The following is a 25,483-nucleotide window of genomic DNA, read 5'->3' as shown; positions in this document are numbered from 1 at the left end:
ATTTTAACAGAAAACAGCGCCTTATCGAATGCCATTTACCAATCCCATCATCTGATCCGCCATGGTAATGGATCTTGCTTGAAATTGGTAGGCACGCTGAACATTGATTAGTTCTGTCATTTCTTTGCCCATGTCAACGTTCGATTGTTCAAGTACGCCCTGCCTCATGGAAATGGCTGCCCGATTCGCACCCGTCATCTCTGTATAGATATCGTTTGCACTAACGCCCAAACCATTCATGTTTTGAGGGAGGCCAAACAAATTTTGTCCTTTTTGCTCTAAAAATTGAGGTTTATTGACGGCAATGACCCCAAGATTATAGGAAACCTTCTGGCCGGATTCTAATTTTGCTGTAAACTGGCCATTCGGGGAAACGATGTAGTCTTTCACTTTTCCCGGTATGACAATCTGCTGGTTGTTTTCATCAAGTATTGGCCTGCCATCGCTGTTCACGAGCATGGTTTCCTGCCCATTCACATTGGATAAATAAAATGCACCATCCCTCGAAAATTGCACATCAGATCCATTTTCGTCCTGGACAAGCACTTTCAAGAATTGATTTTCTTTCGTAAAGGCGATATCAAGAGGGCGGTTGGTGCTGATGATATTTCCCTGTGACAGGTTCAACTGGGCTTGACCGACTCTGGCACCGCTGCCCTGCCTGATGCCATACGGAGTGCGGCGTCCGACTTCCTGGTTATTGTTGAGCTGATTGTTGAACTGCTGATACATTAAATCCGAGAACTGCACATCGCGCCGTTTGTAGCCGGAAGTATCGACATTGGCCATGTTGTGGCTGATGATGTCCATCTTCTGCTGCAGCTGGGAAAGGGTGTTTGTCGCTGTGATCATTTGTCTATTCATTTGATAGCCTCCCTTCTATTGATATTAGCCGTTCACTCGTCCGACTTCGTTTACTGCTTTATCCATGCTTCGGTCATATGCCTGAAGGATCTTTTGGTTGGCTTCAAATGCTCTGTACGCTGTAAGCATGTCCGTCATGGTCTTCCCGGAATCAACATTGGAGCCTTCTATGTATCCCTGCTGGGTGGTGAACCGCACATTCGGGTTGTTGTAGGCGGAAGGAAGCGGCTGATTATTTTCCGGCAAAAATAACCCGTTCCCTTGCTTTGAGAGTCTTTCAGGATTTGCAGAAAATGCAATTCCAAGCCTGCCGACCTCTGCACCATTTTCGGAGATGACCCCGTTTTCGCTAAGATCAAACTGATCGCTGTTCAACTGGATTCGATTCCCCTGGTCGTCGAGCACATATTGGCCATTTCCTGCTGTAAGGAAGCCCTGTGCATCTACAGTGAAATTCCCGTTTCTCGTATAGCGGGGCTGTCCGTCCGTTCCTTCAACGGTGAAAAAGACGCTTCCCGGAAGTCCTGTTGCCTCGTTGATCGGCATGTTGACATCCTGAAGGGCAAAGTCAGTTTTCCGATCCGTCGATTCAAGTGCGCCCTGAATGAACGATGGGTTCGCATCCTGCATGTAAACGCCATTGTTCAGCGTCCCGATTTCAGGAGATTGGCGAAGGTTCAGCGTTTTTTCAGTCGGTATTTCAACGCGGTCAATTCTGCTCAAAAGCATTTCGGGAAATGCCCTCATTGATGATTGATCCGCTTTAAATCCAGGAGTATTCGCATTGGCCATGTTATTTGTCAGCATCTCAGTTTTTCTTTGCTGCGCCAGCATTCCGGAAGCAGCTGTATAGAATCCTCTAAGCATCTTTATTCCACCCCGTGCAGACCGGTGATGCGCTTCACGCTGCATGCGGCCGGTCGTTGATTTTTCATGTCATGTCCAAAAACTAAACGGTCGATTTGTACTTATCTTCCATTATAAAGGATTACATTCGACAAAGACACAGAAAATTTGCGATTTTTCTTTGGTTAGCATCATTGAGGTGGCTGTGGCGACGTGAGGGTGCCTGGTCACCACCCGTTTTTTGTCGAATGGTGGCGGAGGCTGCAGCATGGTTTGAGTTCGCGATGAGGCCACTGGCACATAGGGAGGGGTTTTTGGCTCATAGCCTTGGTGGTTTGGCGCATAAGAGGAGGGTTCTCGCGCATAGAGCATGAAGAACGGCGCATAGGCAATCGATTCCGGCGCATAGAGCCCGTGCAGAAGGCAATTTCATCATTTATTTTGTGGTTTTTTACTCTTTTTACTCACTTCAGTGTATGGTTTTCAGCCCCAGTGTGGCCATTTTGCCTCCGCACCATCTAAAAACCACAAAAAAGGATGGGCACAAGACCCATCCTTCTGGTTATTTTATTATATATATGCTCTTCTTGGCAGCTTGTCCATGTTTTCGAGCATGAGGCCTGTTCCGATGGCTACGCAGTCCATTGGGTTTTCTGCCACGAGGACAGGTACTTTCAATTCTTCTGCAAGCAATTGGTCGATGCCGTGGAGCAATGCGCCGCCGCCTGTTAAGATGACGCCGCGGTCGATGATGTCCGCAGATAATTCAGGCGGTGTTCTCTCAAGTACGTTCTTAGCTGCCTGTACGATGACGGCTACAGATTCGCGAAGAGCGCCTTCGATTTCTTCTGAGTGGATGGTGATTGTACGCGGAAGTCCTGTCACCATGTCGCGGCCACGGATATCCAGCTGCTCTTTGCGGGAGCCTGGGAATACCGTTCCGATCTTAATTTTGATTTCTTCTGCCGTACGCTCCCCAATCAGAAGCTTGTACTCTTTTTTGATATAGCTCAGGATTTCAGCATCAAATTTGTCACCGGCCATTTTGATCGAAGCAGATGTTACGATGTCGCCCATTGATAAAACAGCTACATCCGTTGTACCACCGCCAATGTCGACTACCATGTTTCCGCTAGGCTGGAAGATATCCATGCCTGCACCGATTGCAGCTACTTTCGGTTCTTCTTCAAGGTAGATTTTCTTTCCGCCGCTCTTTTCAGCCGCTTCCTTAATGGCCTTTTGCTCAACGCTTGTGATGTTCGTCGGGCAGCAGATCAAGATGCGCGGTTTGGATAGGAATCCTTTGACATTCAGCTTATTGATGAAATGTTTCAGCATGGATTCGGTTACATCAAAATCCGCGATGACCCCGTCTTTCAACGGACGGATCGCTACGATGTTTCCAGGCGTACGCCCAACCATTCTACGAGCCTCTTCCCCTACAGCCAGCACCTTGTTCGTATTCTTATCGATTGCAACCACGGAAGGCTCATTCAAGACGATACCCCGGCCTTTCACATGGATTAAAACATTTGCCGTCCCTAAATCAATTCCAATATCTTTCGCAAACATTCAACATGCTCCTTCCTGCCCCAAGCGGCTTCTATTATATATTTTTTAATCATCATGAATAGGTCCATATTCATATGCATGAAGTTCTATTTCCCCAATTTTCTATTTTAGCACAAAAAAAGCGAAGATAGGAATCAAATTCCAATTATTTTTTGAAAAAAGATGGACAAAAAAAGAGGAGCAGTTCCGCAGGCTGCGGCCCTCTCCACTTAACTATTTTACAGTTTCCCCTTCAAACTCTTCTTTTGCATACTTTTGCTTTGTTGCTTCACCGCCGCGCAGATGGCGAATTGATTTATGATAATCCAGGATTACTTTTACTTCATTCGCCAGATCCGGGTTTATTTCCGGCAAGCGTTCTGTGAGGTCTTTATGGACAGTACTTTTGGACACGCCAAACTCCTTCGCAATTACGCGAACTGTTTTCCTCGTCTCCACGATATACTTTCCAATCTTGATAGTTCTCTCTTTGATGTAATCGTGCACACCACTCTACCTCCCTAAATTGGATGTAGAAAGTGTGAAATGAGACCCGCTTTCTCTTCGACGGAGTACTGTATCCCGCATCATTTAAAAACTGGAACCGCCGATTGCGGCTTTACGTGCTGCCGGGTTGGCGAATTTCAAAAAACCAGCCTCAATATTCAATGCGGCAGAAGGTGGTGGCCTTCTGGAATTACAAGGATTAAACAAATCTCCAGCTGTCAATCGCTGCACCTTAACGACTCTTCACCTCAAACACTCTCTCTTTATTGTCAGGTTTGTATCAGTTTATTAGCTTGGTTTTAGGTTTATGCACGAAAACCACAATAAGGACAAGGATTCGGTGAAAATATTCATTTATTTTTAATGGAATATTCATTTAGTCTGTACCATAGGGAGTGCTGGAGGTTTGCAGTTTTTGGAAGTCGATTGGAGTTATTTCCTGAGAAATGTGTCGATTTATTTGGGTTGGTGGCGAAGGGATTGATCCAAAATGGGGAGAGTGAGATGGTAGGTCGTATGTTTCAATTTGCCTGCCCTCGGGCATTGTAGTGATTTTAATATTTTTTGAGAAATAGAACGTGAATCAATCGTTAAAAATGATCTAAGCTGTTTATTTGTTATCGTTTCATCGATTAGGAGGAAATAATCCATTATAGCGAATTTATACGCATCCTTGGAGGTGTGCTTGCAGATGGGGCACTCCCATTTACTAAAGACCCTCCTTAGAAGCACTTCATCTTCGCAGTCAGGGCAAAACACACCCCTTTTTAAATGATCGGGTGAAATATCATATTTTGATAATACATCAGCATCGTACGGAGAATGCTTCCTTTTCAATGTGGAAATTAATTTTTTCATTTCATTCTTTGAAAGGATCGTTTTACTGTGAGTGTTCTTTTGTTTCATTAAAAACTTGTGCAGCATTTTACCTCTAATAATGTACTTCATATCTTTCGAGTTTTCCGGAATCATTTTGATGATGGTTGATGGGTGTGGGATAACAGCAGCAATCGCGATGGGGATTTGAGGAAATTTGTGCTCAGTGAGCCATTGGTGAAGTTCAAATTCCTGTTCTTGTACTTGCAGGATCGGGTCTTGAAATGATTCCGTTATGCCGTTTATCGTCCGAAGCAGCTGATGATGAATTCTATCAAATAGGAGTTCTCCTGCCATGCTTTTCACTTCTAATATCACGAGGAAATTCGGAGTGATGATGAGGTTATCCATTTGAAAATAATAGCCATGCCTGCCCTTCAATCGGATACTGCCCATCACGTTATATTCTTGTTTATCAAGATGGCGCAAATGATAGGTCATTGATTTTTCACCGTTGAATCCAGCATGGCGAATGGCCGCCTCTCTCTTAATTTCGGATAAACGCGGGTGATTGGGGGTCAGTCTTCTTTCTAGCGCAAATAAACGGTTTAAATATAACGGTAAATCGGGGTCGTATTTCTTCAAAACATCCCTCCTCTGGACTTTTACATGATAATTCTATAAAAATAGCAGGGTTTCCTGCTTTTTTTATAGGAGATTTTTGATATGGCAGAGGCTTATGCGCCAAAGGATTTCCGCTATGCGCCGGAACGAGTGCCTTATGTACGGGCTCTCAGCTTCTATGCGCGAGAATCCAGCCCTATGCGCCAGACCTCCGCCTTTATGAGCCATTGCTCCATATTTGGCTCCACTGGCGACCTGGCCACTGGATCGAAAGCCATAAAGCCCATCAATTTGCCCACCAGCCCGGCCGCAGCCGGACTGGCGATTCATTCGGCAAAACCTTACACCATGACTCCGATAATAATCTCCACTGCACGCTGAATATCTGCCTGGGCCATGCTTGGGATGGATCGCGGCATGCGGACTGCCAGTTCATGTGAAGCAGGGACATGGATGAATCCCGCGGGCACCGACGAAGCGTGCTCACCCGCGGTCAATTCGTGGAGGACAGAGTACATGACATTGTTGCACAGATAGGTTCCAGCTGTGTTGGAGATGCGGGCCGGGACTCCAGCGTCGCGAAGGGAATCTATCATTTTTCTGATAGGCAAAGTCGAGAAATATGCGGCTGGGGCGTCAGATAAAATGGGTGAATCCTCGGGCTTAATGCCGCGGTTATCCGCTTCGCCGTCACGGATATTTATCGCGACTCGCTCAGGGGTTATACTCTCGCGGCCAGCGGCCAAACCTAGCGAAATGACAGCATCCGGCTTTACTTGTTTCACTTCTTCTAGCAAACGCAACGGGCCTTTTTCAAAATCGACTGGTAGCAGGACTCCGTGGACCTCATACGATCCTATTACCGCTCCGTGCAATTCCTTTACAATTTGTTCAGTCGGGTTGATCGGGTTGTCTAAGAATGGTTCAAAACCTGAAAGCAGCAGTTTTTTCATTGGTACAATCCTCTCCCTCTTTTTTCCACCACTATACCATATTTGTGCAGAAAAATCGGGTGGTGACAGTCACTAAAAAAAGCGGAAGTGCCTTGTAAGCCCCGACCAGCATAAGACAAGACTCGAAGGAAATCCTGATTTTCGTAGAGTTTTGGCTTATAACTCGAGGGGCTCGGCGCTGGAGCTGGACATCACTCGGTTTTTGACGAAAAAAGATTTTTCGGGATGTGACAGTCACGCCCCGGTTTTTGTCGAATGAAAAAAGGCAGGTAAGCCCTCCCTTTGTTAAGGGCTTATCTGCCTTGAGTGCCTGGCACCGGGGTGCACAGGTTAGTTTGTTTGTTTACAATCAGCTGTTGCTGTCGTCGCTGTTTTGATCAGCGTTGTCTTGGGAATTATCAGTGCCTTGATCAGTACCTTGGTCAGCGCCTGATTGGTCTCCGGAAGTTTTGTCATCAGAAGATTGATCTCCTGCTGATTGGTCTTCCTTCGCTTTGTCAGCATCTTCTTTCGATTTTGCATCTTCTTTCGCTTTTTCTTCTAGAGCTGAAAGAGATTTACCAATGAATGCGACTGGGTTTACAGGAACATTGTCATTACGGATTTCGAAGTGTACGTGTGTACCAGCTTCTTCATTGTATAAGCTTTGTCCTGCTTTTGCGATCACTTGACCTTGTTTAACTACATCGCCAACCTGAACCTGAAAGTCCTTAACGGATTGGTATTGAGTCACTACGCCATTGTCATGCTCAATTTCAATGACGTTTCCTAATAACGAGTCTTCTTTGACATTTGTCACTGTACCGCTCATGGAAGCAACAACATCGAAGTCTTTATTGTCCTTCATGGCGATATCGATACCGCGGTTTGGATGATACGTATTGTTGTAGACAACCAATGCAGCTTCCTGCTCTTCTTCTGAAGCGTCTTTGTCATAGAATTGTTTTTCGATGACGACTGCATCTGGATTTACCACCGGCATTGCGAAGTTTTCGAATGCACTGTTTACTTCCACTGAAGGATTGTCATACGGGTTGTTTGTTGCTTGCTCATCCGTTTTTCCCTTTGGATCAGCGACATCGTTATTAGCAGCCTGATACCATAGGATTGCTGAAATCAGCAGGGCTGCACTGACTAAATACATTGCTGGGAATACCCAACGTTTTTTAAAGAAACTTTGAGAAGGTCCTTTCTTTTCTTCCTCTCTCATTTTCATCACCTCAGCAATCATTCTGAACAGGTGGATGAAATTATATACATTTTTCAAAAAAAATTTTTAGTACTTATCTTTCGACAAATGCTAAATAAATATGTATGAAAGCGGAGATTTTTATTTGAAAAGTTTTTATAAGGCTAGCCGAGTTGTGTATTTTATTGTGGCAGGCAACTTGGATTGTGCGTGAAATTGGGTTTGGCGCATAAGAGGTGGGGTTTGGCGCATAGGCTCCTTTGGCCGGCGCATAGCCGGGGAGTTTTCGCGCATAGGGTATGGGTTCTCGCGCATAGGCCACCTTTTCCCGCGCATAGGGCTCATGGACAGGGGATGTCCCCTATGATTTACTTGTATTTTCCCTCCCTTCGAACCTTTTAAAGTGATGAAATGCACTAATCTATCTAATTTCAGCCTCAATTTGCAAATTCCCCGGACATTTTCACCATAGTTTGCGAGTAGTCCTCCAGCAAAAAAGGAGCCGCCATGGCCCCTTCACTTTTTCGCAGTAACTTTATTCAGATAAGAGTCGTCTGATGCAATTTCGGTTCCTTTGTAGTAGTAGGCGACGATTTGTTTGTAGGTTTTGCCTTCTTGGGCCATGCCGTTTGCTCCGTATTGGCTCATGCCGACGCCGTGCCCGTTTCCTTTTGTGGTGATGATGATGTTCTTGCCTTTTTTGACCCAGCTGAAGTCGGATGAATTCAGTTCTAGTTTTTCCCTCACTTCGCGTCCGGTGAAGGTTTTTCCTCCGATTTGGACCGTTCCTACTCTTTTTCCAGATGTTCTTGCTGTCACCGTTCCGACTGATCCGTCGCTGCCGAGGTGAATCCCAAGTTTATTCTCAAACTCCTGGGTGGACATGGTCTTTTTGGCTATGAATTTAGGAGACTCTTTATCCCATGGACTGGCGACGCTCTGCAGGTATGGGACGCTATTTTCCCAATAGTCCTGGGAGTTTTCCGTGTAGCCATTGCTTGTTGAAAAAAATGCAGCGGTAATGGGCTCATTTTTATAGGTAATGATTTGGCCGGCCGTGGCTTTTACGGCATCCGTTACTTTTTTCAACTTCCAGTTGTAGTCTTTTCCCCAAATTCCCTTTAAATCGGCAAGGCTTTTATAGACTTGATGCTGGACCGTGTCCGTCACAACTGCTCCATCCGGAACCCCCACATGACTTTTTAGCATCAATTGATTGATGATATACGTCCGCGCCGTCAACGCCTGCGCTTTCAAGGCTTCTTCTTCGAAATCTGCCGGCATTTCAGATGCAACCACCCCGATGACATATCTTTCAATCGGCAGTTTTTCGACTGCTTTTTCATTTGAACGGAACACGGTAATGGATGGCCCTTTCGCCAGCCATGCATTGTCTTGGCCGCTTGTTTCTTTAGTTAGCTGCTCATCAAGCTTTCCCGTTGCTTTTTCAGATGAAAACGGGAGTACGAGTAAGGATGGTACGGCGAATGTAATGACGAGTAATACGGCAACTGTTAGAAGGATGAATTTGCTTTGCTTCATGCTTGATGCCTCCAATGCTAGATTTGGGCAAATCTCTTTTTCGCCCAGCCTCTTTCATACATATGGTTTTGGACAAGCAATTATGACAGAAAAGCGCAGAAGGCTGCCAAGAGGCGCCGAGACTGGACTGAAGCACCACGAGATAAAGGAAACACGAAGAGCGCAGCGATTCGATGTTGACTTATCGTAAGTGTGCTGAGGGAAGTCTCCCAGCCTCTAGCCTGCGGAGCTAGACAGAAAAGCGGATCCTCTTTTTAGTGGGTCTTGATCGTGGAAACCGTGGTCCTATTTTCCTGCCGACACTATTTTTCTACAATAATCTCCGTTTCTTTATTACCGAAAGAATAAAAGACCCGTCCAATCTCCTATTGAAAAATCGTACCGAAACCCTTGGTACTTCTAGGTTTTGCTTCGAATTTCTTATTTGCGTGGTGCTATGTATTCAATTGTTGTCAAAATAGTTTGAATATTAATTTCGACATGATATGCTACCCCTGTAATATAAATTTTTCCAGTGGGGGTGGATAATGGAATGAAGAAAAAGAAGTGGCTTGGAATGGGACTGGCGATTGGCCTTGTCTCCAGCAGCTTTGCTCCGACAACATTTGCGGCATCGACTGGACCAGTGAAAATGCAAATGAATCACAAAGTGGGATCTCCCGAATTTGTGTCAGGGAAATTGACCGCTCCATCTAGTTTAAGCTCGGAAAAAGTATTGATGCAATACTTCAATAGTCATAAGGATAAGTTTAAATTCGGTTCAAAAAAGGCTGAGGATTCGTTTCAGGTTCTTGATGTTTCCAAGGATTCGCTTGGCAACACAGTTGTCCGGCTGCAGCAGCTGTACAACGGCGTCCCGGTTTGGGGTTCTACTCAAGTCGGTTTGGTGGATGAGAACGGTGCATTGAAAGTTGTTTCCGGTACTGTCCAGCCGGATTTGGAAGGCAAACAGAATTTGAAGAAAGGGAAGAAAATCAAGGCGGACAAGGCCATCGAGATAGCTAAGTCAGACCTTGGATTCGATCCGAAGCTTCAAAAGGAGGCGGAAGCGCAGCTTGTCGTTTTTACCGGAAATGGCTCGCCTGAATATGCTTATTTCGTCAATCTGAACTTTCTGGATCCGGAACCTGGAAACTGGAATTACTTCGTTGATGCCCATGATGGCAGCATTTTGAATAAGTTTAACAACATGGATGAAGTGTCCGGATCGAATGCAGTTGGTACGGGCACCGGGGTCCTCGGCGACACTAAGTCCTTGAATACTACTTTGTCCAGCGGTGTTTACTATCTGCAGGACAACACGAGAGGCTCGGGAATTTTTACCTATGATATGTCTGGATACAGCTTTTTCCCGGACTTTTTCCTCCCAGGATCTCTTTGGAAGGACTCCGACAATGTCCTGAATGCAGCGAAGGATAAGGCAGCGGTCGATGCCCACTACTATGCAGGCGTGACTTACGACTATTATAAAAATGTTTTCGGACGGAACTCCTATGACAACAAGGGTGCGGCGATCAAATCCTCCGTCCATTACAGCAGCAATTATAACAACGCGTTCTGGAACGGCTCTCAGATGGTTTACGGAGATGGCGATGGTACGAACTTCATTTCCTTCTCAGGCGGCATCGACGTTGTAGGACATGAACTGACGCACGCCGTGACTGAAAAAAGCTCCAATCTTGTTTATCAAAATGAGTCCGGCGCCTTGAACGAGTCTCTTTCCGACATTTTTGGTACGCTGATTGAATTCTACAACGGCAAAAATCCGGATTTTGAGATCGGAGAGGACATTTATACGCCGGGTACTGCAGGCGATGCCCTTCGTTCCATGAGCGATCCGACGAAATATGGCTATCCGGATAATTATTCTAACCGCTACACTGGTACGAGCGACAATGGAGGCGTTCATACGAACAGCAGCATCATCAATAAAGCTGCGTATCTTATGAGCGAAGGCGGCACACAATATGGTGTCACCGTCCCTGCTATCGGCCGGGATAAAATGGGTGCCATTTTCTATCGCGCCAACACGGTTTATCTGACTTCCAATGCAACCTTCAGCCAAGCGCGCGCCGCTGCTGTTCAGTCAGCTGCTGATCTATACGGCGCCGGTTCCGCTGAAGTGAATGCTGTGAATAAAGCGTTCGATGCTGTTGGTGTTCAGTAATTTGTTTTGGCAATTCTGCCACAATGATTGAAAGTGATTTTCTTTGATTGACTCTAGTATTCTCCCTAATACTATAGATTTTGACCCGTCCCTGTTGTGGGCGGGTATTTTTTATGGTGGAATTTGTTTTGACTGAGCGCTCAATCGAAACGAAGCAACACAACAAAAAAAAACACCCCTTACGCAACGTAGCGGGGTGTTTTTGAATATTCAGCCGAAATTGCAATAGTAGTGCTTCTTTCCGTACTGTATATAAGGTAGTTATGATTACGCGTTCATGTCTTCAACGTATTCAGCTGCTGGAGTTGTTTCGTCAGCTTCTGTAATGCGTTCGATGTCTGCTCCAAGTGCTGCAAGTTTGTTGTGGAAGCCCAAGTATCCGCGGTCTAAGTGTTTTAGCTCGGTTACACGAGTGTAGCCGTCAGCTTTCAGTCCTGCAATGATGAGGGCTGCTGCTGCGCGAAGATCTGTTGCTGCAACTTCTGCACCTTGAAGCTGGCTTGGTCCGTTCATGATGACGGAGCGGCCTTCGATTTTGATATCAGCATTCATGCGGCGGAATTCTTCCACGTGCATAAAGCGGTTTTCGAATACTGTTTCAGTAATCATGCTTGTGCCTTCTGCGCAAAGGAGAAGGGCCATCATCTGGGACTGCATATCCGTAGGGAATCCTGGGTGAGGCATCGTTTTGATGTCTACCGCTTTAAGCTTTTCAGGACCGATGACGCGAAGGCCATCTTCTTCCTCCTGGATGATGACGCCCATTTCTTCCAATTTGGAAACAAGAGAAGAGATATGTTCAGGGACTGCGCCTCTGACCAGGACGTTTCCGCCTGTAACAGCTGCTGCAACCATGAATGTACCAGCTTCGATTCTGTCTGGGATGATTGTATGATCGGCACCGTAAAGGCGTTCTACACCTTCGATACGGATAGTACCTGTGCCTGCGCCTTTAACGTTGGCGCCCATTTTATTTAAATAGTTGGCTAAATCGACGATTTCGGGTTCTTTTGCACAGTTTTCAAGGACGGATGTGCCATTTGCAAGGGCAGCAGCCATCATGATGTTTTGAGTTGCTCCCACACTTGGGAAGTCAAGGTAGATTTTAGCGCCTTGAAGTCTGTCTTCGACTTCTGCTTCAATGAAGCCATTTCCAACCTTTACTTTCGCACCCATTGCTTCGAAACCTTTTAAATGAAGATCAATCGGACGTGAACCAATTGCACAACCGCCTGGAAGTGCTACACGTGCTTTTCCGTGACGCGCCAATAAAGGCCCCATCACAAGAACAGAAGCGCGCATTTTACGCACATATTCGAATCGTGCTTCAATATTCAACTCTTTTGATGCATCCACAACTACATATTCACCATTGAATGAAACGTCTGCATTCAATGAACGTAAAACTTCATTAATTGTATATACATCGGAGAGAGTTGGTACGTCGCGAATGATACTTTTTCCTTCACTTGCTAATAATGTTGCAGTGAGAACAGGCAATACAGCATTTTTAGCCCCTTCGGCTTTTACTGTACCGTTCAATCTGTTTCCACCGCGGACGATGATCTTTTCCAAGAGTATTCCCCTCCGCGTCCAATTTCTATATATTAATATTCAATCGTTATGATGGGTGTGCCAATCACTACAGTAGTTTTGGCGCCCATTCCATTTTTCCTAAGGCCTATTTGGACATTCATCTGACTGTTCTTTAATGGAACAGCTTGTGTAAAATCTGGCGAGTATGCAGAAACTGAATAGAAATCTTTTTCTTTCAAAGACTCCTTTTCTTCAGCATGCAGATCTTTCAGCAATTTGCCTGCTTTTAGCAATAAAACATTATCCATCTTATCATTGAATTCGCCTTTGATACAAGAGAATATAGCAGGTTTTTCCTTGTAAATTAGAGCCAATCGCTCAGGGAACGATTCCTTGATGCTTTCGGCAATATGGCTGCTCCAGGTTTGACCTGACACTTCATAGATAACATACGAATAGCGATGTCCATTTTTGAGGGTCGAGATCAATTGGATTTTTTCTTGCAAGGCGGAATCTACTGCGGAAGGGTTGGTGCCGACTGCTGCAAAGCGGTTCTCGCCGTTTGGCTGCTTCCAATTCCATTTCGGGAATTTTCGTTTTAATTCGACAAGCTTTGAGCGGAACTGCTCCTCATCCTTCATGTTCAATGTCTCTCTTGTATATAGAGACCATTCAATGACTTGACCGTTTTCATGTTCAATTGCTTCAGCCATCTGCCAAAGATCAGCGCCTTGTTTCGCTGCATTGGTTGTTGTATTCCCCAATAAAAAAAAGATGAAACCTATTAAAACAATGGATATAAGTCCAATTGAAAATTTCTTTATCTTTTTATTCATTACTATCTCCCCCTCTTAGTAACCATTCTTTCCACTAAGAGTCAGAGAATACATGGGAATTGTCGTCACATTTTGACAAGTACGAACAACCTAAAAAATCTTGATGCAAATCAAATAATAATCAATTATCTTTTATTTGGAAACATGCAGTAAGACCTATTTTTTTACAAAAATGAAACGAATTGAAGCAGGAACTGAAGCTGCTTGGACCATAAGAGATAATCTAGGAAAAAATTGCTCAAAATGGTGCCAAGGGCAATGGTCAAAACGATATAGAGGAGCCTTGCCTGGAAAACACGGTTGGCTCTTATGAGTTTCTCAAAATTCAATGCCTGCAGCGCGTAGAATGCGACAGCCATGAACACAAGTTGAGAAATGATGCTGATCAATGCTTCGTGCCCAAATTGAGATACCATCCTTTTAACCTCCATAATCCCTTCAATTTCGCTAAAATTCGACCCAACCCACATTGTAACACAAACCCCTTGATTTTCATCTGTAAATTATGTTATTTCAGTAAATTATTTTTCGTGAAAATCCAGTAGCGGCGCGGGCTTTTAATGATAGCGTTTACACAAGGAAAACCGAGGCGTGACCGTCCCCATTCGATTTTAGTCGAACACAAAAAACCGCCCTTTTTTGAGGCGGTTTTGGTTATTTTGATGACTCTTTTTAGGAGCCGAAGTAGTGCTGGAAGTAGTCGAGCGGGATGTTTGGCAGGATGCCGAATAGGACTGTTGCCGCTACGGCGATGCAGAGTGCGAGCTTCCCTCCGAATGAGAGGCGGTCTTTCAAAATCTGCTCCTCTTTTCGGAAGAATACTTGGATAAAAATCCCGAAATAATACACATAAGATACGACGGTCGCAACAATCATGATGATTGCAAGCCACCATAGGCTGTTATCCTGCACCAACAGGGACATGATGATCTTTAGCTTGGCGATGAAGCCGGCCGTACCCGGTATTCCTGCCAAGGATAACAGCAGGATTCCAAGCGTACCAGCAGTCCATGGCGAACGCTGATACAGGCCTGCAAAGCCGCTGATATCATTGGATTTTGTCTGCATGATGACCCATTGAATGATGACGAATGTCCCGATTGTCATTAGAGTGTAAGTCAGCAAGTAAAACCAAATAGTATCCATCATAAAAATGGACAGCGATGCCACGGCGCCAAGCAGATATCCTCCGTGGACGATGCTTGAGTAAGCCAGCATCCGTTTGATATTCCGCTGCCGGAGTGCACCGAGCGTACCGATGATCATGGCTGCAGCGGCCAAAGCTGCAATGTACATCCGCATATCGGTAAGCATCGAGACGGAGGTCAATCCCTTTGAAGGGGCAGCGGCGAAGATCCCTGCCAATAACCGAAGCAGCAGAATGAACCCGGCCGTCTTGGAAACGGCGCTTAAGAATGCCGTTACAGCAGCCGGAGCTCCCTCATAGACGTCCGCCACCCACATATGAAACGGGACAGTCGCTGTTTTAAACGCCAGACCGACAAGGATCAAGAGGAAGGAAATCCCGAGCAGGAGCTGAAGTCCGCTGTCATAGACCCCGCTCAGCGCCTCCCCCATTTTCGCCAGGTTCGTCGTGCCTGTCACTCCATATAAATAGCTCATCCCAAACAGCGTAATCGCTGTTGAAATGCCTCCATTGACGACATATTTCAGTGCCGCTTCATTCGAACGGATGTCGTCTTTTTTAATTCCGGCCAATATATAAGAAGAAACCGCCAATAGCTCCAGTCCTACAAACAAGGTAATCAAGTCTCCACTGGACGAAAGCATCATGGCGCCGAGCAATGCGGTTAGGAGCAGGTAAAAATACTCCCCCCTCACATTCTCACTCCCATTTTCCTCCCCTTTGTGCATGCTCATCAGCAGAATGAGCAGGACCCCGATCATCAAAATGAGCTTAAACGCTTTCGCGAACGCATCCAATTGGAATGTTCCGTATAAAATTGAGGCGCTGTCGACTCCTGAAAAGAGGAGCAGTACGATCCCGCCGGCAAGGACGGCAAGCACCGACAGCCAGCCAAGCACCAGCCGATTCACTTTTTTCGGGAGGAACAAATCGAGCAGGGAGATAATGACGGCAGCAAGCAGCACAATGAATTCCGGGGTCATCAAATACCATTTTTCATCCATGATTGATTCATTCATTTATTCACCCTCCCATTCCCATTAGAATCGACTGAATGCTGTCTTGAATCGCCGTGCTCACGATGCTTGGATAGACGCCCATCACGACAATCATCAAAGTGAGGCAGACCGCCGGCACCCATTCCGCTTTCCGCAGATCGAACCATGTTTTCTTCAGCGGCGTCAACCCGCCAAAACTCATGTCCATCACTGCTTTCAACACATACACAGCAGTCAGGATCACACCGAGTGAGGCAACTGCCCCAATGATAGGCCATTGTTCGAACACCCCTAGGAACGCCGTGAATTCACTGACAAACCCGGACAAGCCCGGGAGCCCCAAAGAGGCAAGACCTGCAATCAGCAGGAACCCGGAGAACTTCGGCATTTTTTTCGCCAGGCCGCCGAGTTTCCGAATATCAGTTGTGTTGCTACGGTAGACGAGAATCCCCACAAGCAGGAACAGGAACGCAGAGATGAACCCGTGGGAAACGGTTTGGAAAATCGCTCCCTGGATGCCTGCTTCATTAGCCGCCCCGAGCCCCAGCAGGACAATCCCCATATGGGAAATCGATGAATAGGCAAGCACTTTTTTCAAATCCGTCTGGACGAATGCGACAAATGCGCCAAACAAAAGATTCACGACACCGGCAATTAAAATCCAAACAGATGCCTTTTGAAACGTATCAGGAAAAAGTTCCAGGCCGAATCGGATGATCCCGTAAGCCCCCATCTTCAAAAGGACGCCTGAGTGCAGCATAACAACAGATGGCGGAGCTTCCACGTGGACCTTTACCATCCAGCGGTGAAGCGGGAATGCCGGCAATTTAAATCCGAATGCGACCAGGACGGCAGCAAGCATCCAGCCCTTCGCTACTCCGGAAATCGTCGACGCCATTTCTCCCCCGTCTCCCGCAAGCAGGAACTGAAGTTTTTCAAAATTGACCGTGCCTGTTTTAACAAAGAGATACACAATGACAAGGAGCAGGATCGCTGAGCCGAGCCCGTTGTAAATGAGATACGCATAGGATGCCCTTTCCCGGGCAATCCCGCCCCACTTTCCAATGAGGAAAAACGTTGCAATCAGCGTCACTTCAAAAAATATGAAGAACAAAATCATATTTTGAGAGGTGAAAACGCCGAGCATCCCTGCTTCCAAAAGGAAAAATAGAAGCGTGTAGCCCTTCCATTCCTTTTGAATTTTAAAAGAAGCGATTGCCGCCATGGAAGCAATCACAGCCGTGAGCAGGACCATGAGCATGGAGAGTCCGTTAGCCCCCATTTCGAAGTCGATGTTGAAAAGCTGTTCCTGCAAATAGCTTATATTCCCGAATTGTATCCAGCTGTGTTTGATGCTCCAGTCGCTCAAATGGCTGCCGTGAAGCACCTCGCTGTATCCGTAAAGCGCGATTAAAAGGGACGGCAGCGTGCCGATCATACCGAACCATTGAATGAATGTCCTCTCTGTTTTTGGGACAATCAACAGGAGAAGAAGCATGACAAGAGGACTAAAGACGAGTATGAGTAAGAAATAGCTGGCATTCATCCGAAATAGCCCCCTGTCAAAAAGAATACGAGCATGATAAGGACGAGGCCCGCGAGAGCTGCAAATCCATATACCTGAACCTGCCCGTTCTGCGTCCTTGTAACGAATTTTCCAAAGTTCTGAAAGAGGTTCGCCGCACCTGAAGCAATCCCTTCAACGATTAAGCTGTCAAACCTCTTCAAAAACTTCCCGAATACTCTCGTAAAGAGGACCACTGTCCAGCCATAGACTTCGTCGATATACCCTTTCTTCAATAAGAATTGGCGGGTAATCGGCATTGCCGTTGACCAGGCTTCCGGCGGGAATGCGGGATTTTGAAAGCAGTAGTAGGCAATAAAGATTCCCATCAAGGAGAAAATAGACGAATACAACATGATCCAACTAGGAGCATGCACTGGTGCCAGATCCGGCCTGAGCCAGTCGCTGAACAGGCTGCTCCACGGGCTCTCGATAAAGCCGATTCCGAAGGCGAAAACCGCCAATACCGCCATCGGCACAATCATGACGGCTGGAGATTCTTGAATGGCTGCGTGCCTTGTGTGCCCTGTCCGATTTCTGAAAAATACCATAAAAAACATCCTGAACACATAGATGGATGTGAAAAATGCCGTGATCAAGGCTAGCCAAAATAAATAATTCGGGCCATTTTCATATATGGCGGTGAAAATGGCTTCTTTGCTGAAGAACCCTGAAAAGAACGGGAATCCCGTCAAGGCGAGTGCCCCGATCAGAAAGAGGGGAGCGGTGAATTTCATTTTGCCCCAAAGACCTCCCATGTCCCGGATATCCTGTGTATGAGCAGCATGGATCACACTGCCTGCAGCCAGGAACAATAGCGATTTAAAGAAGGCGTGCGTGAATAGATGAAAGACGCCAGCCGTATATCCCGCAGAACCGAGCGCCAACATCATGTAGCCGAGCTGACTCACAGTGGAATAAGCCAGGATCCGTTTAATGTCGTACTGGACCAGACCGAGTAGTGCTGCAAAGATGGCCGTGAACCCACCGACGATGGAAACGGTGAGGAGCGCCGCACTGCTTGCTTCGAACAGCGGAAACATGTCTGCGACCAAGTAGACCCCTGCCGCGACCATGGTTGCAGCGTGGATCAATGCGGATACAGGCGTCGGTCCTTCCATGGCATCCGGAAGCCAGGAGTGGAGCGGGAACTGCCCTGATTTCCCCATGGCACCGACAAAAATGAGAAGCGCCGTCAACGTGATCATGCCGCTCGTCAAATCGCCGGATGCGATGGAGGCAAAAATATCATCGTAGTCAAAGCTTCCGGTCTTCCAATATAAAAGGATGATCCCGATCAAGAGGCCGACATCGCCGATCCGCGTCATGATGAACGCTTTTTTTGCAGCCTGCTTCGCCTCTTGTTTGTAAAAATAAAATCCGATCAACAGGAATGACCCGAGGCCGACCAGCTCCCAGAAAAAATACAGCTGAAGCAGATTCGGGGACAGCACCAATCCCAGCATCGCGAACGTAAAAAAATTCAAGTATCCATAAAAAATCGCCATCCGCTTGTCGCTTTTCATGTAGCCGAGCGAATAGATCTGAACCATGAGGCTGATGAATGAGACCAGGACGAGCATCAGGACATTCAGCGTCGTCAGTTCAAACCCCATTTTCACAGTGTAATCGCCGAATTTCAGCCAATCCCAAGACTTTTCCCCGTCCACACCGTCAAAAAGGATCATGGCGGACAGGAGAAAGGAGATGGCGGTGGCCAGAATCCCCGTATATGCTGCGGCCAGGTCTTTTCCCCTTTGCAGCAAAAGAATCAGGAGAAAGGCTAACAGTGGTACGATCGGTATGAGCCATGCGGACTCATTCATGGTTTCTCAACCCCTTTTGTCTATGGCTCTTTTCGCAAACAATATTTTGTTCACGCAAGAGTAGGAATGTATATAAGAAGCAATCAATGCTTCAGATCCGTGAATTCGGTAATCTTGACGGTTTTCCGGTTCCGGTAGAGCGCCAGAAGGATGGCCAGTCCAACAGCCGCTTCTGCTGCAGCCACCGCGATGGAAAACAACGCAAAAATCTGTCCATCGATGGATGGCACCGCTCCCATGCGGCTGAATGCAACCAGGTTTAAATTGACAGCGTTCAGCATCAATTCGATGCAAATCAGGACAATCACTGTGTTTTTCTTCGTCAATGCTCCGAAAAGCCCGATGGAAAAGAGCAGGAGCGCGACGGTCAAATAGCCCGAGACAGGAATGGATGTCATGATTCTTTCGCCTCCCCGTCTTCTTTTTTCGCTAAAATGACAGCGCCGACCAGTGCGGCCAAAAGCAGGACCGAAGCCAATTCAAACGGGATGATCCAATGGCTGTACAGGGCCTTTCCGATTTCCTTCGTATTGTCTTTTGCAAGCGTGCCTGCCGTCCCGAAATCCAAGGAGCGGATGGCGGTGAAGACCATGATGGCAAATCCGAGAACCCCAATGAAAATGCCCCACTTCTTCCAGGTGTACTCCCTTTTCCCCTGGTCTTCCATCCGATTTGTCAGCATGATGCCGAAAAGCATAATGATGGTCACTGCCCCGGAGTAGATGAGGAGCTGGACGACCGCGATGAATTCGGCCGCCAGCAGGAAATAAAGGCTGGCAATGCTGACAAATGTAAGAACGAGGGCAAGAACCATATGAATGACTTTTGTCAATTGAAGCATGAGCACTGCACCAGTGATCGCCATCAGGGACAATATGAGGAACATCCACCATTCACCCGTCATACCTTGTTCTCCTTCCTTACGTTCTTATCGTTTGCATCAAGCCAGGCCATGTCTTTATATAATTCGCCCCTCGTATATTGAGAAAGCTCGAAATTATTCGTCATGACGATCGCTTCCGTCGGGCACACCTCCGTGCAGAGGTCGCAGAGGATGCAGATTTCAAAGTTGATGTCATACGTTTCGATGACCTTCCCTTTTTTCTCCGGATCTGGGTTTTTCTTTCCCGTCAGTGAAATGCAGTCAGTCGGGCAAATATTGACGCACATGTTGCAGACGATGCATTTATCCGGGTAAAACTTCTGTATGCCCCTGAACCGGTCTGGAAGCGGCAGCGGCTCATTCGGATAATCGTAGGTGACTTTTTCCTTTGATAAATTTTTCAGCGTGTAGGCAAGTCCTTTCGTCCATCCAAGCATGGTTATCCCTCCTCCTTCACAAGTTCAATAATTCCTTCAGGAGAGCCGTCAATACAATGTTTCCAAGCGCAATTGGCAGGAGGACCTTCCATCCGAACTCCATCAGCTGGTCTGCACGGAGACGCGGCAGGGTCACCCGCAGCCAGATCATCAGGAAGACGATGATGCTGAATTTCACAGCGAACCAGATAGGGCCGGGGATGAAATCAAGATGGAATGCCGGACTCCAGCCGCCAAAGAACAACACGGTCGTCAATGCCGCCATTGCAAACAGGTACACATATTCCGACAGCATAAAAAATGCCCACCGAAACCCGGAGTATTCTACATGATATCCTGCAACAAGCTCCGATTCCGCTTCAGGCAGGTCGAATGGCGTCCTGTTCAGCTCGGCGATGGATGCAATGAAAAAGACGATAAATCCTATCGGCTGATAAAAGATGAACCACACACTGTCCTGTGCCGAAACGATTTCCCGCAGATTCAGGCTCCCCGTGAGCAGGATGACGCCGATCACAGACATGACGAGCGGAATTTCATAGGAAATCATCTGTGCGGCCGCCCGCATGCCCCCTAATAGGGCGTATTTATTATTCGATCCCCATCCTGCCGTGAGGATACCGATTGTCGTCAATCCAGACACCGCAATATAGTAGAGCAGCCCAACCCCGATATCGGCAAACTGAAGCTGGTCCGTAAACGGAATGACCGCAAGCACCATGAACGCCGGCGCAAAGGCAATGACAGGCGCGATGATAAACAGCGGCCGGTCCGCTGCCTTTGGAATGGTATCTTCTTTCAGGAGCAGCTTTAAAACATCCGCGACGGTCTGGAGAAGCCCCCATCTGCCGCCGACCTGATTCGGCCCGTGCCTCAGCTGCATGAAGCCCATCACTTTCCGTTCTGCCAGGATGGCGTACGTCACAAATCCTAAAACGACGAAGAGCAGGATGACACCCATGAGAAAAAATCCAAGCGTGCTCCCAAACGTCGGTGTACCATGCAACAGCTCCTGTACCATCAGCCGTCCACCTCCCCGAGTACGATATCAATGGCTCCAAGAATGGCAATGACATTGGCGATATTCTGGCCTTTCAGGAGCTTCGGGAGAATTTGAAGGTTATAGAAGGATGGCCTCCTGAATTTCAGCCGGTAAGGCTCTTTTTTTCCTTCACTTGCGATATAGCAGCCGATTTCTCCCCGGGGCGACTCGATTTTCACGTAAGCCTCCCCTTTTGGCGGCTTAATGATCTTCGGCACTTTTGCCATGATCGGTCCTTGTTCCGGAAATTGCTCTGCTGCCTGTTCAATGATTTTCAACGATTCCTCGATTTCCGCCATCCGGCATTCATAGCGGGCAAGGCAGTCCCCTTCTTCCCGGGTGATGACATCGAAGTCAAACCGATTGTAGATGGAGTAAGGTTCATCTCTTCGCAGATCCCGATTGATCCCCGTACATCTGAGGTTGGCCCCGCTCAGGGAATATTGAAGGGCATCTTCCTTCGAATAGACGCCGACTCCCCTCAAGCGCTTCAGGAAAATTTCATTCCCGGTCACGAGCTGGTGGTACCCTTTCAGCTCCTTCCGCATATGGGGGACAAACGCCTTCACTTTATCGATCCAGCCGTCCGGTGCATCCCATTTCACCCCGCCGATCCGCATATAGTTGAAGGTCAGGCGAGCGCCGGAAAGTTCAGCGAGCAGGTTGATGATCATCTCGCGTTCCCTGAAGGCGTAGAGGAACGGGCTTACAGCGCCGATATCCAATAGGTAGGTGCCCCACCAGACGAGGTGGCTTGCGACCCTCCCAAGCTCCATGGCAAGAAGCCTGAGAAATTCGGCGCGCTCCGGCAGTTCGATTGCCATCATCGTTTCGACCGCATGGCAGATGACATAGTTATTCGTCATGGCCGAGACGTAGTCCATCCGGTCGGTGTAGGGAATGATCTGCGTATATTGCAGGTTCTCAGCGATTTTCTCCGTGCCGCGGTGCAGGTAGCCGATCACAGGCTCTGCTTTCGTGATGGTCTCTCCATCGATCGTCAGCACAAGGCGAAAGACCCCGTGTGTGCTCGGATGCTGCGGCCCTACATTCAAGATCATTTCTTCGGTTCTTACCATTCGCTCACCTCCTCTGCTTCTTCATAGTCCTTGCGGAGCGGGAAGCCGATCCATTCCTCTCCCAAGAAGATCCGTCTGAGGTCAGGGTGGCCCGTGAAGCGGACCCCGAGCAAATCATAGACTTCGCATTCCGGCCATTCAGCCCCTGGATAAAGGGAAGTGATGGACTCCACTTCCGGGTTGCTGCGGTCGAGCTCCACTTTGACGGCGACATCCTTTTTGCCTAAAAAAGAAGAAAGGGACACATACAGTTCCATATGCGTGCCGTAATCCGTTGCGTGCAGCTCGCTCATATAGGAATAATCCATTGTTTTCAAAAGTGAAATGATAGAATAATAGACGCTTTTTTGGACCTTTATGGTCGGTACATCTTTGGATAATGGATTGATTGATGCTTCCTCGATTACGTCCTTCCCAAGCTGAACCGTGATGGCATTGACGCATTCGTCGAGAAAGGGCTGATTCGGTGACGGAGCCTTTGGCACTGATTGGCTTTCTTCCTCAGCACCTGTCTCCTTCCCTTTTGCCTTTGCAGCAGCTGCGGCCTTTGCTTTTGCTTTGGCGGCCGCTACCGCTTTGGCTTTTGCTTCAGCAAGGTCGGCCTCAGGGCTTTCGATCGACTGAGACTCAGCAGAAGCTTCTGCCAGCTCTTTCGCTTTTTTCTTTGCGAGTGCAGCAGCTTTTGCTTTCGCTACGGCTGCTGCTTTCTGTTTTGCCAGGTCCGATTCAGAGTCAGTTTTTTCTGTTTCTGCTTCCCCTGTTTCAGCTTGCTGTGCTGCTTCTTTCGCTTTCTTCCGTGCAAGGGCTGCGGCTTTTGCTTTGGCGGCGGCTGCCGCCTTTTGTTTGGCGAGATCATCTGGTTCCGCTGGCGTCGCCTCTGCTTCCTTCGATGATGCTGCCGCCTGTGCCTCTTCCTTCGCTTTCTTTCGTGCAAGGGCCGCGGCTTTTGCTTTGGCAGCTGCTTCTGCCTTTTGCTTCGCCAGGTCTGTTTCGGCAGAGGATTCCTGCTCCTCCGCTTCTTCTGATGCATTTTCCTGTGAATCGGCAGCTTCTTCTTTCACCGAAGCTGGATCAGGCTCTTTCTTTTCTTCATTCTCAGTTGGCTCCAGCTCCTCTTCTGTTTCAGGTTCCTCCTGAGAAGCTGCACGCTCCTTGATAGCCTGCTTTTTGGCAGGGGCCTCTGCCTTTGCTTTTTCTGCAGCAGCTTTCTTTTTCTTCTGAAGATCGAGCCCTTCTTCCAGCGTTTCGGTCCGGGTTTCCTTTTGGACGGGCGTTTCCTCAGCTTCTGCTTCAACCGATTCTTCCTCGGGCTCTTCCAGCCAATCTATGAGTCTATCGATTTCTTTCTCGTCCTCTATCGATTTCTGATCTTCGTTTTGTTTCATTAACTTTAGTGCTTGCTGTTTTTCTTCCCTCAATTTCCGGGCTTTTTCCCTCGCTTTGCGAGCCGCTTGCTTTTTCAAGCTGTTGTTCCCTTTTTTCCGCGTCACCGCTACTTCACCTTCTTCCCGGTTTTAGCTTCATAGCGAATTTTTTCCTTGAGTTTATTGATGCCATAAATCAATGCAGCCGGATTTGGCGGGCAGCCCGGGATATACACATCCACCGGCACAACCTGATCGACCCCTTTTACCACGCTGTACGACTTTATGTATGGTCCGCCAGCCGTGGCACAGGAGCCCATGGCAATGACCCATTTAGGTTCAGGCATCTGATCATAAAGCCGTTTGACAATCGGCGCCATTTTCTTCGTCACCGTCCCAGATACGATCATGACATCCGACTGCCTTGGGGACGTCCTGAAAAATGAACCGAATCGATCGAGGTCATAATGGGCAGAACCCGATCCCATCATTTCGATGGCACAGCAGGCTAGCCCGAATGTCATCGGCCAAAGTGAATTGCTTCGCGCCCAGCCCTTCAGCTGCTCCAGGGATGAGAAAAATATATTTCGTTTCACTTCTTCCATTTCTTGAACACTTACATCCACGTCAACACCTTCTTCTTCCAAGCATATAGGAGACCAATGGCAAGCATCGCGATAAAAATGATCATTTCAACGAGTGCAAACAGCCCAAGCTGATTGTAGGCAGCGGCCCATGGATAAAGAAAAACCGTCTCGACATCAAAAATGACAAATAATAGAGCGAACATATAATAGCGGACATTGAATTGCACACGGGAGTCGTGGAATGGCTCAATTCCGCTTTCATACGTCGTTTCTTTGGCTTCACTCCTTACATTTGGACGGAGCATCCTCCCTAAGCTAAGCGCCACAATCGGCAGCAGAAGCCCCAGGACCAAAAATATGAGAAGAATGATGGTGCTATTTTTATAGACATTGAGCAGATCCAATACTTCCCCTCCTTCTTTCGTCAGCCTATTCTTTTTTCATATATATGTAGGGATGTCCCATGCTATTCATCCCCCTGGATTTTTCTCCTCGTGTTCTTCTATATCGCTTTGGTATATTCACCTAATTTGCTAGAAAACAGGCCCTTGTCCTAGTACCTTGTCCTCCCGTGACACATATACTTACAGTGAAAATGCTTATATTAATTGGAGGGAATTAGGAAATGAATGGAGAGTTAATGAGAGGGCTGCAGGGAAAGGTAGTCAAAATCAATAGAGGCGGACATGAAGCAAGGACCGGATTAGTCTTGGGGAGCACAGATGACTTCTTCACTCTTTTGACAGAAAAAGACGGCGTTGTCTATTACAAGCACGACCATGTGAAAAGCATGACGGACAATGCGAAAAAAGGGTTCGATTTCAACATGGAAATGCCTGAAACACTAGCCTATTTAAAAGCGGATTCGTTTGGGGAACTTCTTGGCCAAATGAGATATCAGTGGGTCAAAATTAATAGAGGCGGACATGACGCTTTGGAAGGCGTCCTCGATGATGTAAATGAAAACTATGTCACAGTCGTCCATCACGAAGAAGTGGTGCGAATCGCCCTTTACCATATCAAGAGCATCAGCTATGGCGTCAAAGCTGAGAAAAACGAGGATAAAAAGGAAGATAAAAAAGAAGAAAACAAAGAGGACAACAAACAATCCAAGTAAGGGCTTCA

At 47.2% G+C, this 25,483-nt stretch carries 24 protein-coding genes; 2 read left to right on the top strand and 22 right to left on the bottom strand.

The window, feature by feature from the left end:
• Nucleotides 1-21 precede the first annotated feature (21 nt).
• The 8 genes from DFR59_RS12330 to spoIID all read right to left on the bottom strand — a co-directional run bounded on the left by DFR59_RS12330 (nt 22) and on the right by spoIID (nt 8,892).
• Entirely contained in the window at nt 22-864 is an 843-nt protein-coding gene (locus tag DFR59_RS12330; protein WP_114745954.1) for a flagellar hook-basal body protein, read from the bottom strand.
• A gap of 24 nt (nt 865-888) precedes the next feature.
• Nucleotides 889-1,731, bottom strand: coding sequence for a flagellar hook-basal body protein (locus DFR59_RS12325; RefSeq protein ID WP_114745953.1), 843 nt, complete (start codon nt 1,729-1,731; stop codon nt 889-891).
• A 549-nt stretch (nt 1,732-2,280) separates the two neighbouring features.
• Nucleotides 2,281-3,282, bottom strand: coding sequence for a rod shape-determining protein (gene mreB, locus DFR59_RS12320; RefSeq protein WP_114745952.1), 1,002 nt, complete (start codon nt 3,280-3,282; stop codon nt 2,281-2,283).
• 213 nt (nt 3,283-3,495) lie between these two features.
• Entirely contained in the window at nt 3,496-3,768 is a 273-nt protein-coding gene (spoIIID, locus tag DFR59_RS12315; protein ID WP_114745951.1) for a sporulation transcriptional regulator SpoIIID, read from the bottom strand.
• A 456-nt stretch (nt 3,769-4,224) separates the two neighbouring features.
• Entirely contained in the window at nt 4,225-5,229 is a 1,005-nt protein-coding gene (locus DFR59_RS12310; protein ID WP_114745950.1) for a nuclease-related domain-containing protein, read from the bottom strand.
• A 320-nt stretch (nt 5,230-5,549) separates the two neighbouring features.
• Entirely contained in the window at nt 5,550-6,161 is a 612-nt protein-coding gene (locus DFR59_RS12305) for a pyroglutamyl-peptidase I (RefSeq protein ID WP_114745949.1), read from the bottom strand.
• A 349-nt stretch (nt 6,162-6,510) separates the two neighbouring features.
• A complete protein-coding gene (gene spoIIQ, locus DFR59_RS12300) occupies nt 6,511-7,371 on the bottom strand; it encodes a stage II sporulation protein SpoIIQ (RefSeq protein WP_114745948.1) in 861 nt (286 codons plus the stop codon).
• A 495-nt stretch (nt 7,372-7,866) separates the two neighbouring features.
• Nucleotides 7,867-8,892 (bottom strand): stage II sporulation protein D, encoded by a 1,026-nt coding sequence (gene spoIID / locus DFR59_RS12295; RefSeq protein ID WP_114745947.1) that lies wholly within the window; start codon nt 8,890-8,892, stop codon nt 7,867-7,869.
• A gap of 532 nt (nt 8,893-9,424) precedes the next feature.
• Between spoIID and DFR59_RS12285 the strand changes: the two genes are divergently transcribed.
• Entirely contained in the window at nt 9,425-11,059 is a 1,635-nt protein-coding gene (locus DFR59_RS12285; protein ID WP_114745945.1) for a M4 family metallopeptidase, read from the top strand.
• Nucleotides 11,060-11,326: 267 nt separating this feature from the next.
• On the opposite strand, the gene murA is transcribed toward DFR59_RS12285, so the two are convergent.
• The 14 genes from murA to DFR59_RS12215 form a co-directional block, all read right to left on the bottom strand.
• Nucleotides 11,327-12,634, bottom strand: a complete 1,308-nt coding sequence (murA, locus tag DFR59_RS12280; protein ID WP_114745944.1) for a UDP-N-acetylglucosamine 1-carboxyvinyltransferase — start codon at nt 12,632-12,634, stop codon at nt 11,327-11,329.
• Between the two features lie 32 nt (nt 12,635-12,666).
• A complete protein-coding gene (locus tag DFR59_RS12275; protein WP_114745943.1) occupies nt 12,667-13,431 on the bottom strand; it encodes a YwmB family TATA-box binding protein in 765 nt (254 codons plus the stop codon).
• 164 nt (nt 13,432-13,595) lie between these two features.
• Nucleotides 13,596-13,847 (bottom strand): DUF1146 family protein, encoded by a 252-nt coding sequence (locus tag DFR59_RS12270; protein WP_114746014.1) that lies wholly within the window; start codon nt 13,845-13,847, stop codon nt 13,596-13,598.
• A 256-nt stretch (nt 13,848-14,103) separates the two neighbouring features.
• Nucleotides 14,104-15,597 carry an NADH-quinone oxidoreductase subunit NuoN gene (nuoN, locus tag DFR59_RS12265; protein WP_114745942.1) on the bottom strand — a complete coding sequence of 498 codons (1,494 nt, stop codon included), beginning with the start codon at nt 15,595-15,597 and terminating at the stop codon, nt 14,104-14,106.
• A gap of 4 nt (nt 15,598-15,601) precedes the next feature.
• A complete protein-coding gene (locus DFR59_RS12260) occupies nt 15,602-17,122 on the bottom strand; it encodes a complex I subunit 4 family protein (protein ID WP_114745941.1) in 1,521 nt (506 codons plus the stop codon).
• Nucleotides 17,119-18,966 carry an NADH-quinone oxidoreductase subunit L gene (gene nuoL, locus DFR59_RS12255; RefSeq protein ID WP_114745940.1) on the bottom strand — a complete coding sequence of 616 codons (1,848 nt, stop codon included), beginning with the start codon at nt 18,964-18,966 and terminating at the stop codon, nt 17,119-17,121. Before nuoL ends, DFR59_RS12260 begins: the two co-directional genes overlap by 4 nt.
• A gap of 83 nt (nt 18,967-19,049) precedes the next feature.
• The gene (gene nuoK, locus DFR59_RS12250; protein ID WP_114745939.1) at nt 19,050-19,364 is read right to left on the bottom strand and encodes an NADH-quinone oxidoreductase subunit NuoK; all 315 of its coding nucleotides are present in this window, start codon (nt 19,362-19,364) and stop codon (nt 19,050-19,052) included.
• A complete protein-coding gene (locus DFR59_RS12245; RefSeq protein ID WP_114745938.1) occupies nt 19,361-19,870 on the bottom strand; it encodes an NADH-quinone oxidoreductase subunit J in 510 nt (169 codons plus the stop codon). Before DFR59_RS12245 ends, nuoK begins: the two co-directional genes overlap by 4 nt.
• Entirely contained in the window at nt 19,867-20,286 is a 420-nt protein-coding gene (gene nuoI / locus DFR59_RS12240) for an NADH-quinone oxidoreductase subunit NuoI (RefSeq protein ID WP_114745937.1), read from the bottom strand. Before nuoI ends, DFR59_RS12245 begins: the two co-directional genes overlap by 4 nt.
• A 16-nt stretch (nt 20,287-20,302) precedes the next feature.
• Nucleotides 20,303-21,307, bottom strand: coding sequence for an NADH-quinone oxidoreductase subunit NuoH (gene nuoH / locus DFR59_RS12235; protein ID WP_114745936.1), 1,005 nt, complete (start codon nt 21,305-21,307; stop codon nt 20,303-20,305).
• Nucleotides 21,307-22,407: an NADH-quinone oxidoreductase subunit D gene (locus DFR59_RS12230; RefSeq protein ID WP_114745935.1), complete on the bottom strand. Its 1,101-nt coding sequence runs from the start codon at nt 22,405-22,407 to the stop codon at nt 21,307-21,309. Before DFR59_RS12230 ends, nuoH begins: the two co-directional genes overlap by 1 nt.
• A complete protein-coding gene (locus tag DFR59_RS12225; RefSeq protein ID WP_245948476.1) occupies nt 22,401-23,897 on the bottom strand; it encodes an NADH-quinone oxidoreductase subunit C in 1,497 nt (498 codons plus the stop codon). The genes DFR59_RS12230 and DFR59_RS12225 overlap by 7 nt, the downstream gene beginning before the upstream one ends.
• A gap of 2 nt (nt 23,898-23,899) precedes the next feature.
• Nucleotides 23,900-24,376 carry a NuoB/complex I 20 kDa subunit family protein gene (locus DFR59_RS12220; protein WP_114746011.1) on the bottom strand — a complete coding sequence of 159 codons (477 nt, stop codon included), beginning with the start codon at nt 24,374-24,376 and terminating at the stop codon, nt 23,900-23,902.
• A gap of 11 nt (nt 24,377-24,387) precedes the next feature.
• Complete coding sequence (locus DFR59_RS12215) at nt 24,388-24,756, bottom strand: NADH-quinone oxidoreductase subunit A (protein WP_114746012.1); 369 nt, start codon at nt 24,754-24,756, stop codon at nt 24,388-24,390.
• A 227-nt stretch (nt 24,757-24,983) separates the two neighbouring features.
• Between DFR59_RS12215 and DFR59_RS12210 the strand changes: the two genes are divergently transcribed.
• Complete coding sequence (locus tag DFR59_RS12210) at nt 24,984-25,475, top strand: hypothetical protein (RefSeq protein ID WP_114745934.1); 492 nt, start codon at nt 24,984-24,986, stop codon at nt 25,473-25,475.
• The last annotated feature ends 8 nt before the right edge of the window (nt 25,476-25,483 follow it).

The organism is Falsibacillus pallidus (assembly GCF_003350505.1).
In the GTDB taxonomy this organism is placed as follows: Bacteria; Bacillota; Bacilli; order Bacillales; family DSM-25281; genus Falsibacillus; species Falsibacillus pallidus.
Note: the sequence above shows the minus strand (reverse complement) of the source record. Positions and strands in the feature narration are given on the sequence as shown.

What these genes read in the sequence shown, in the direction of transcription:
- nuoH (WP_114745936.1), bottom strand. Translation starts at nt 21,307, where the DNA reads ATGGTACAGGAGCTGTTGCATGGTACACCGACGTTTGGGAGCACGCTT.
- nuoI (WP_114745937.1), bottom strand. Translation starts at nt 20,286, where the DNA reads ATGCTTGGATGGACGAAAGGACTTGCCTACACGCTGAAAAATTTATCA.
- spoIID (WP_114745947.1), bottom strand. Translation starts at nt 8,892, where the DNA reads ATGAAGCAAAGCAAATTCATCCTTCTAACAGTTGCCGTATTACTCGTC.
- nuoN (WP_114745942.1), bottom strand. Translation starts at nt 15,597, where the DNA reads ATGAATGAATCAATCATGGATGAAAAATGGTATTTGATGACCCCGGAA.
- DFR59_RS12275 (WP_114745943.1), bottom strand. Translation starts at nt 13,431, where the DNA reads ATGAATAAAAAGATAAAGAAATTTTCAATTGGACTTATATCCATTGTT.
- DFR59_RS12260 (WP_114745941.1), bottom strand. Translation starts at nt 17,122, where the DNA reads ATGAATGCCAGCTATTTCTTACTCATACTCGTCTTTAGTCCTCTTGTC.
- DFR59_RS12325 (WP_114745953.1), bottom strand. Translation starts at nt 1,731, where the DNA reads ATGCTTAGAGGATTCTATACAGCTGCTTCCGGAATGCTGGCGCAGCAA.
- DFR59_RS12210 (WP_114745934.1), top strand. Translation starts at nt 24,984, where the DNA reads ATGAATGGAGAGTTAATGAGAGGGCTGCAGGGAAAGGTAGTCAAAATC.
- DFR59_RS12220 (WP_114746011.1), bottom strand. Translation starts at nt 24,376, where the DNA reads ATGGAAGAAGTGAAACGAAATATATTTTTCTCATCCCTGGAGCAGCTG.
- DFR59_RS12330 (WP_114745954.1), bottom strand. Translation starts at nt 864, where the DNA reads ATGAATAGACAAATGATCACAGCGACAAACACCCTTTCCCAGCTGCAG.
- nuoK (WP_114745939.1), bottom strand. Translation starts at nt 19,364, where the DNA reads ATGACATCCATTCCTGTCTCGGGCTATTTGACCGTCGCGCTCCTGCTC.
- DFR59_RS12285 (WP_114745945.1), top strand. Translation starts at nt 9,425, where the DNA reads ATGAAGAAAAAGAAGTGGCTTGGAATGGGACTGGCGATTGGCCTTGTC.
- DFR59_RS12270 (WP_114746014.1), bottom strand. Translation starts at nt 13,847, where the DNA reads ATGGTATCTCAATTTGGGCACGAAGCATTGATCAGCATCATTTCTCAA.
- DFR59_RS12230 (WP_114745935.1), bottom strand. Translation starts at nt 22,407, where the DNA reads ATGGTAAGAACCGAAGAAATGATCTTGAATGTAGGGCCGCAGCATCCG.
- mreB (WP_114745952.1), bottom strand. Translation starts at nt 3,282, where the DNA reads ATGTTTGCGAAAGATATTGGAATTGATTTAGGGACGGCAAATGTTTTA.
- DFR59_RS12305 (WP_114745949.1), bottom strand. Translation starts at nt 6,161, where the DNA reads ATGAAAAAACTGCTGCTTTCAGGTTTTGAACCATTCTTAGACAACCCG.
- nuoL (WP_114745940.1), bottom strand. Translation starts at nt 18,966, where the DNA reads ATGAATGAGTCCGCATGGCTCATACCGATCGTACCACTGTTAGCCTTT.
- spoIIQ (WP_114745948.1), bottom strand. Translation starts at nt 7,371, where the DNA reads ATGAGAGAGGAAGAAAAGAAAGGACCTTCTCAAAGTTTCTTTAAAAAA.
- DFR59_RS12245 (WP_114745938.1), bottom strand. Translation starts at nt 19,870, where the DNA reads ATGACGGGTGAATGGTGGATGTTCCTCATATTGTCCCTGATGGCGATC.